The 7,209-nt window shown below is 74.1% G+C and carries 6 protein-coding genes and 1 rRNA gene; 5 read left to right on the top strand and 2 right to left on the bottom strand.

All coding sequences use genetic code 11. The features are described from left to right. Positions 1 to 119 precede the first annotated feature (119 nt). Positions 120 to 1,268 carry an S-methyl-5-thioribose-1-phosphate isomerase gene (mtnA, locus tag ACPXCS_RS11350; RefSeq protein ID WP_351350959.1) on the bottom strand — a complete coding sequence of 383 codons (1,149 nt, stop codon included), beginning with the start codon at positions 1,266 to 1,268 and terminating at the stop codon, positions 120 to 122. Positions 1,269 to 1,408: 140 nt separating this feature from the next. Between mtnA and ACPXCS_RS11355 the strand changes: the two genes are divergently transcribed. From ACPXCS_RS11355 to ACPXCS_RS11375, 5 genes are read left to right on the top strand one after another with little or no spacing between them, the layout of a single operon-like run. Beyond that, positions 1,409 to 2,791 carry a hypothetical protein gene (locus ACPXCS_RS11355; RefSeq protein ID WP_425951962.1) on the top strand — a complete coding sequence of 461 codons (1,383 nt, stop codon included), beginning with the start codon at positions 1,409 to 1,411 and terminating at the stop codon, positions 2,789 to 2,791. 4 nt (positions 2,792 to 2,795) lie between these two features. Next, positions 2,796 to 3,563, top strand: a complete 768-nt coding sequence (locus tag ACPXCS_RS11360) for a DUF4129 domain-containing protein (RefSeq protein ID WP_425951963.1) — start codon at positions 2,796 to 2,798, stop codon at positions 3,561 to 3,563. Continuing rightward, on the top strand, positions 3,560 to 4,756 hold the full coding sequence (locus ACPXCS_RS11365) for a DUF4350 domain-containing protein (protein WP_425951964.1): 1,197 nt from the start codon (positions 3,560 to 3,562) through the stop codon (positions 4,754 to 4,756). The genes ACPXCS_RS11360 and ACPXCS_RS11365 overlap by 4 nt, the downstream gene beginning before the upstream one ends. Next, positions 4,756 to 5,745, top strand: a complete 990-nt coding sequence (locus tag ACPXCS_RS11370) for an AAA family ATPase (protein ID WP_425951968.1) — start codon at positions 4,756 to 4,758, stop codon at positions 5,743 to 5,745. Before ACPXCS_RS11365 ends, ACPXCS_RS11370 begins: the two co-directional genes overlap by 1 nt. Beyond that, a complete protein-coding gene (locus ACPXCS_RS11375) occupies positions 5,745 to 7,055 on the top strand; it encodes a DUF58 domain-containing protein (RefSeq protein WP_425951965.1) in 1,311 nt (436 codons plus the stop codon). The genes ACPXCS_RS11370 and ACPXCS_RS11375 overlap by 1 nt, the downstream gene beginning before the upstream one ends. Before the next feature lie 85 nt (positions 7,056 to 7,140). Here ACPXCS_RS11375 and rrf read toward each other — a convergent pair. Continuing rightward, positions 7,141 to 7,209: ribosomal RNA gene (gene rrf / locus ACPXCS_RS11380) — 5S ribosomal RNA — on the bottom strand; the annotation flags it as partial.

Here is a 7,209-nt window from a genome sequence, read left to right on the forward strand (position 1 = left end):
TCGCAGCAAGCGCTACTGTCTGCCCTCGCCGGCCCACTGATGATCACCTCCGTGGTCTGCGCGGCGCCCTTCCGGTGGGCGGAAACCGGTCACGGCCCGCTCCGGCGGCCGCGCGGCCCTCAGCCCGCAGCCACCCGGCGCGACCTCGCACAGACCTCGGCGAGCGCCTCCGCCGTCACCGGCGACACCACGCCCTCCTCGGTCACGATCGCCGTCACCAGCTCCGGCGGCGTCACGTCGAACGCCGGGTTGTACGCCTGCGTCCCCAGCGGCGCCACCGGGATCCCGCCGCCCGCCTCCGCGCCGGCCACCGGCACCTGCGGCGCCACCAGCTCGGTCACCTCGTGCCCGGGACGCTGCTCCACCTCGATGGACGCCCCGTCCGCCGTGTCCAGGTCCACCGTCGTCACCGGCGCGACCACGATGAACGGCACATGGTGGTACCGCGCCAGGACCGCCAGCGGATAGCTGCCCACCTTGTTCGCCACCGATCCGTCCGCCGTGATCCGGTCCGCCCCGATCAGCACCGCGTCCACCTCACCCGCGGCGAACAGCGACCCCGCCGCGTTGTCCGTGAGCAGCGTGTACGCCATCCCGCTGCGGGCCGCCTCGTACGCCGTCAGGCGCGCGCCCTGCAGCAGCGGACGCGTCTCGTCCACCCACAGCCGCCGCAGCCGGCCCACCCGGTGCGCCGCGAGCGCCACCGCGAACGCCGTGCCCTCCCCGCCCGACACCAGCGAACCGGTGTTGCAGTGGGTCAGGATCCGGTGCCCGCCCCCGGGCAGCAGCTCGTCCAGCAGCGCCAGCCCGTGCTCGGCCATCCGCCCACTGGCCTCGGCGTCCTCCCGGTGCAGCTGCCGCGCCGCGGCCAGCGCCGCCGCGGCCGCCTGCCGTACGTCACCGCCCTTGGCCAGCGCCGCCTCGTGAGCCGCCTGCGCCCGCCGCACCCCGACGGCCAGGTTCACCGCGGTCGGCCGGGCCGTCGCCAGCGCGGACGCGGCCTCGTCCACGTCGAAGCCCCGCACGGCGGCGAGCGCGACACCGTACGCCCCCGCGATGCCGAGCAGCGGCGCCCCGCGCACGGCCAGCGAGCGAATCGCCTCGACCAGCGCGGACGCGTCCGTACAGACCAGTTCGACCTCCTCTGCCGGCAGCCTCGTCTGGTCCAGCAGAACCAGAACCGGCCCTTCCGGTGGCTCTTCCCAGCGGATCGCCGGGATCTCGGTCGGCCGCTTGTCGTCGCCGCTGTACGCGTACTGATCAGCCATGCGATCAGTCTGCCCCCAATCCGGCGGACAATTGAAGGTACGCAGCCCAGACCGCGGCCGGTCACACCAAGACCACCCCATGGCACGATGGCTGCCAACCTGCCGCCGCGACCGCGGACGGGCACCGTGAAGGAGCGACGATGAACGACACTCCGGGCTGGGCCTCGCCCGGATCCGCCCCGTCCGACGGGCAGAAGCCTGACGCGTCCGGCCCTGCCGAGCCCGCAGACCGCCCCGGTCCCGCACAGCCCGCCGACCAGCCGGGCCACACGCCTCAGGGCCCCGGCCCGCAGTGGTCCAAGGAACAGCCGCCACCGGCCCAGTGGTCCGCCCCCAGCGGGCAGCCCGGACCCGGCCAGGCACCCCCGCCCCCGCCCCCCGGCCCGGGCGGCTGGGGCGCCCCGCCCCCCGGCGGCCAAGGCCCGGCAGGACCCGGCGGCTACGGCCCTCCCGGAGGACCCGGCGGCCACGGCCCCGGCTACGGCCACGGACACCCCGGCGGCTGGGGCAGCGGCTGGGGCGGCCCCCCGCCCGCCGCCAAGCCCGGCGTGATCCCGCTCCGCCCGCTGGGCGTCGGGGAGATCCTCGACGGCGCGGTCTCCACCATGCGCACCTACTGGCGCACCGTCCTCGGCATCTCGCTCACCGTCGCGGTCCTCACCGAGATCATCGTCGTGCTGTTCCAGGGCCTCGTCCTGGACGACTCCACCACCGACGCCCTCAACGACCCGAGCGCCACCCTCGGCGAGCTGAGCCGCGCCATGGGCGACGCACTGCTCAACTCCACCGTCATCTTCGGGATCTCCCTGGTCGGCACCGTCGTCGCCACCGCCCTCCTCACGACCGTCACCAGCCGCGCCGTGCTCGGCAAGTCGGTCACCATCGGTGAGGCCTGGCGTGACGCCCGCCCCCAGATCGTCAAACTGTTCGGCCTCATCTGCCTGCTGCTGCTCATCACCGCCGGCATCGTCACCGCCGGCACCCTGCCCGGCATCCTCGTCTCCCTCGCCGGGAGCACCGGAGCGGGCGTCGCCCTCACCGTGCTGGGCGTCATCGGCGCCGGCATCGTGGCCCTGTGGCTGATGATCCGTTTCTCGCTCGCCTCGCCCGCCCTCATGCTGGAGAAGCAGGGCATCAAGAAGGCGCTGAGCCGCTCCACGAAACTGGTCCGGGGCACCTGGTGGCGGATCTTCGGCATCCAGCTGCTCGCCACGATCATCGCCAACGTCGTCGCGTCGATCATCGTCATCCCGTTCACCTTCCTCGCCGCCGCCCTCAGCGGCGACGGGATCACCGGCTGGCTCAACTCCGGTGTCGGCAGCCTGGGCTGGACGTTCCTCATCATCAGCGGCATCGGCTCGGTGATCGGCTCCATGATCACGTTCCCGATCACGGCCGGCGTCACCGTGCTCCTCTACATCGACCAGCGCATCCGCCGCGAGGCCCTCGACCTCGAACTGGCCCGCGCCGCCGGTGTCCAGGGCTACGGCCCCACCGCCCCCGGCACCACCCCCGGGAGCTGATGCGGTGAGCTCGGCGGGGGAACCTCTCACCACGGCACTGCCACACGCCGCCCTGCGCACGCTGCTGCGCGCCGGCGACACCTCCGTACTGTCGTCGGCCCGCTCGGACGACGAACCGCCCCTGACCGTCCCGCGCGACCCCGCGCGCGAGGCGGCCCGGCGCGAACTGTCCAAGCGGATGTACCACGAGGACGACCCCAGCCTGTTCCAGCGCGCCCTCGACGCCTTCTGGGACTGGCTCGGCACACTGCTGAACGCCGCCTCGACCGCCACGCCCGGCGGCACGCTCGGCCTGGTCGTCATCATCCTGGCCGTCGTCGCGGTCCTGGCCGCCCTCTGGTGGCGGCTGGGCACCCCGCGCCGCCAACCCGCCTCCACCGCCGCCCTGTTCGACGACCGCCCGCGCAGTGCCTCCGACCACCGCGCCACCGCCGAGGCACACGCCGCCCAGGGCCACTGGAACCAGGCCGTCCAGGAACGCATGCGCGCCCTCGTCCGCGCCCTCGAAGAACGCGCGCTCCTCGACCTCCGCCCCGGCCGCACCGCCGACGAGGCCGCGGCCGAAGCGGGCCGCGCCCTGCCCGCCCACACCGACCGACTGCGCGCCGCCGCCCGCGAGTTCGACGACGTCACGTACGGCGGCCGCTCGGCGACCGAGCAGTCGTACCACCGCATGGCGGAACTCGACCGCGACCTGGAACGCGCCAAGCCCCAGCTCGCCACGAGCAGCGCCGCCACGGCCCCCACCACCCGCCAGGGAGCCGCCGAATGACCACCGAGGCCACGCTTCCGTCCACCTCGGCCTCGCCCACCGCCCGCCACGTGTGGACCCGCGCGCGCGGAATCGCGCTCGCCCTCGTCGTGCTCCTCGCCGGAGCCGTCGCCATCGCCGTGATCCGCTCCGACGCCCGCCACGGCGAACTCGACCCCCGCTCCGCCGACCCCAACGGCAGCCGCGCGGTCGCGGAACTCCTCGCCGACCGCGGCGTGGACACGCGCGTCGTCACCACCCTGGACGAGGCCGCCGCCGCGACCGGTCCGGACACCACCCTCCTGGTCGCCGTCCCCGACCTGCTGACCCGCGGTCAGCAGTCCACCCTGCACGACGCGTTCGCCGACTCCGGCGGCCGCACCGTCCTGGTCGCCTCCGGCAGTGCCTCCGTCGAACGCCTCGCCCCCGGCGTCACCGCCGACCCCGCCACCAGCCTCGACTCGGCGCTCTCCCCCGACTGCGCCCTGCCCGCCGCCCGGCGCGCCGGCACCGCCGAGACGGGCGGCGTCCGCTACACCACCACCCACCTCGACGCCGACGAGTGCTACCCGAGCGAGCGCCTGGCCACCCTGCTGCGCATCCCGGCCGAACGCGGAGACGGCGACACCGTCGTCCTCGGCGCGCCCGACATCCTCCTCAACGACCGCCTCGACGATCAGGGCAACGCCTCGCTCGCCCTGCAACTCCTCGGCTCGCGCCCCCATCTGGTCTGGTACCTCCCCACCCTCTCCGACACGTCGGCCACCGGCACCGACGACGAACGCGGCTTCTTCGACCTGCTCCCCTCGGGCTGGCTCTGGGGCACCCTGCAGCTCTTCATCGCCGCGGCCCTGGCAGCCCTCTGGCGGGCACGCCGGCTCGGCCCCCTCGTGCCCGAAAATCTCCCCGTCGCGATCCGCGCCTCGGAAACCGCCGAGGGCCGCGCCCGCCTCTACCGCAAGGCCGACGCCCGCGACCGCGCGGCCGACGCTCTCCGCTCCACCACACGCACCCGCCTCGCCCCCCTCGTCGGCGTCCCCGTCACCCAGGCGCACGCGCCCGAGGCCCTGCTCCCCGCCCTGTCCACCCGCCTCCACGGCGACGGACAGGACCCGCACGCCCTGCTCTTCGGACCGCCACCAGGCGACGACGCAGCACTCATCGCACTCGCCGACCGACTCGACGCCCTCGAAAGAGAGGTACGCCGTCCATGATGGACCCGACCACTGACAACGCCGGGCGCTCCGGGGACCCGGACGCCGCCCGGGCCTCCCTGGAGGCCCTGCGCGCCGAGATCGCCAAGGCCGTGGTCGGCCAGGACCCCGCCGTGACCGGTCTCGTCGTCGCCCTGCTCTGCCGCGGCCACGTCCTCCTCGAAGGCGTCCCCGGCGTCGCCAAGACCCTCCTGGTCCGCGCCCTCGCCGCCGCCCTCGAACTCGACACCAAGCGCGTCCAGTTCACCCCCGACCTCATGCCGAGCGACGTCACCGGCTCCCTGGTCTACGACACCCGCACCGCCGAGTTCTCCTTCCAGCCCGGCCCGGTCTTCACCAACCTGCTCCTCGCGGACGAGATCAACCGCACGCCCCCCAAGACCCAGTCGTCCCTCCTGGAAGCCATGGAGGAACGCCAGGTCACCGTCGACGGGACGCCCCGCCCGCTCCCCGACCCCTTCCTGGTCGCTGCGACCCAGAACCCGGTCGAGTACGAGGGCACCTACCCCCTCCCGGAAGCCCAGCTGGACCGCTTCCTGCTCAAGCTCACCATCCCCCTCCCCTCCCGCCAGGACGAGATCGACGTCCTCACCCGCCACGCCGAAGGCTTCAACCCCCGCGACCTCAAGGCCGCCGGCGTACGCCCCGTGGCGGGCCCGGCCGACCTGGAAGCGGCCCGCGCCGCCGTCGCCAAGACGACGATCTCCCCGGAGATCACCGCCTACGTCGTCGACATCTGCCGCGCCACCCGCGAGTCGCCGTCCCTCACCCTCGGCGTCTCCCCCCGAGGCGCCACGGCCCTGCTGGCCACCGCCCGCGCCTGGGCCTGGCTCACCGGCCGCGACTACGTCATCCCGGACGACGTGAAGGCCCTCGCCCTGCCCACGCTCCGCCACCGCGTCCAGCTCCGCCCGGAGGCCGAAATGGAAGGCGTGACAGCCGACTCCGTGATCAACGCGATCCTCGCCCACGTCCCCGTCCCCCGCTGATGGCACTCACCGGACGCGCCGCCCTCCTCGCGGCCCTGGGCTCCCTCCCCGTCGGCATCTGGGAGCCCAGCTGGACGGGCATCCTCGCGGTCAACGGCCCCCTGGCCCTGGCCTGCGCCTGCGACTTCGCCCTGGCCGCCCCCGTACGAGGCCTGGGCCTGACCCGCTCCGGCGACACCTCCGTGCGCCTGGGCGACACCGCGGACGTCACCCTCACCATCACGAATCCCTCCGGGCGCCCCCTGCGTGCCCGCCTCCGGGACGCCTGGTCGCCCAGCAGCTGGCAGCCGGGCACGGAGACGACGGCGTCCCGCCACCGCCTCACGGTCCCCGCAGGCGAACGCCGCCGCGTCACGACCCGCCTGCGCCCCACCCGCCGAGGCGACCGTCAGGCCGACCGCGTCACCATCCGCTCCTACGGCCCCCTCGGCCTCTTCTCCCGCCAGGGCACCCACAAGGTCCCCTGGACGGTACGGGTCCTGCCCCCCTTCACCAGCCGGAAGCACCTGCCCTCCAAGCTGGCCCGCCTGCGCGAACTGGACGGCCGCACCAGCGTGCTCACCCGCGGCGAGGGCACCGAGTTCGACAGCCTCCGCGAGTACGTCCCCGGCGACGACACCCGCTCGATCGACTGGCGGGCCACGGCCCGCCAGACCGCCGTCGCCGTCCGCACCTGGCGCCCCGAACGGGACCGCCACATCCTCCTGGTCCTCGACACGGGCCGCACCTCGGCCGGCCGCGTGGGCGACGCGCCTCGGCTCGACGCCTCCATGGACGCGGCCCTGCTCCTCGCAGCCCTCGCCTCCCGTGCGGGCGACCGCGTCGACCTCCTCGCCTACGACCGCAGGGTCCGCGCCCTGGTCCAGGGCCGCACGGCGGGCGACGTCCTCCCGTCCCTGGTCAACGCGATGGCCACGCTGGAACCGGAGCTGGTGGAAACGGACGCGAGGGGCCTCACCGCCACAGCACTGCGCACCTCCCCCCGCCGCTCTCTCATCGTTCTGCTCACCACTCTGGACGCGGCTCCCATCGAGGAGGGCCTCCTCCCGGTCCTCGCCCAGCTCAACCAGCGCCACACGGTCCTGCTGGCCTCCGTGGCGGACCCGCACATCTCCGACATGGCCAAGGCCCGCGGGAACGTCGACTCCGTCTATGAGGCCGCCGCTGCCGCCCAGGCCCAGTCCGAACGCCATCGCACCGCGGAACAACTCCGCCGCCACGGTGTCACGGTCGTGGACGCCACACCGGACGACCTGGCGCCGGCCTTGGCGGACGCCTACCTGGCACTGAAAGCAGCCGGCCGCCTGTAATCACTCACTCGATCCGGCCCCCGAAAGGGGACCCCAAACGCAGAAAACCCCCGCATCGTCAGATGCGGGGGTTTTCCCAATGATTGTTCGGCGGCGTCCTACTCTCCCACAGGGTCCCCCCTGCAGTACCATCGGCGCTGTAAGGCTTAGCTTC

The organism is Streptomyces sp. DT190 (genome assembly GCF_049846985.1).
Lineage (GTDB): Bacteria > Actinomycetota > Actinomycetes > Streptomycetales > Streptomycetaceae > Streptomyces.

Coding starts and splice junctions, on each gene's coding strand:
- ACPXCS_RS11355 (WP_425951962.1), top strand. CDS start 1,409: ATGAACGACACTCCGGGCTGGGCCTCGCCCGGATCCGCCCCGTCCGAC.
- ACPXCS_RS11375 (WP_425951965.1), top strand. CDS start 5,745: ATGGCACTCACCGGACGCGCCGCCCTCCTCGCGGCCCTGGGCTCCCTC.
- ACPXCS_RS11365 (WP_425951964.1), top strand. CDS start 3,560: ATGACCACCGAGGCCACGCTTCCGTCCACCTCGGCCTCGCCCACCGCC.
- mtnA (WP_351350959.1), bottom strand. CDS start 1,268: ATGGCTGATCAGTACGCGTACAGCGGCGACGACAAGCGGCCGACCGAG.
- ACPXCS_RS11370 (WP_425951968.1), top strand. CDS start 4,756: ATGGACCCGACCACTGACAACGCCGGGCGCTCCGGGGACCCGGACGCC.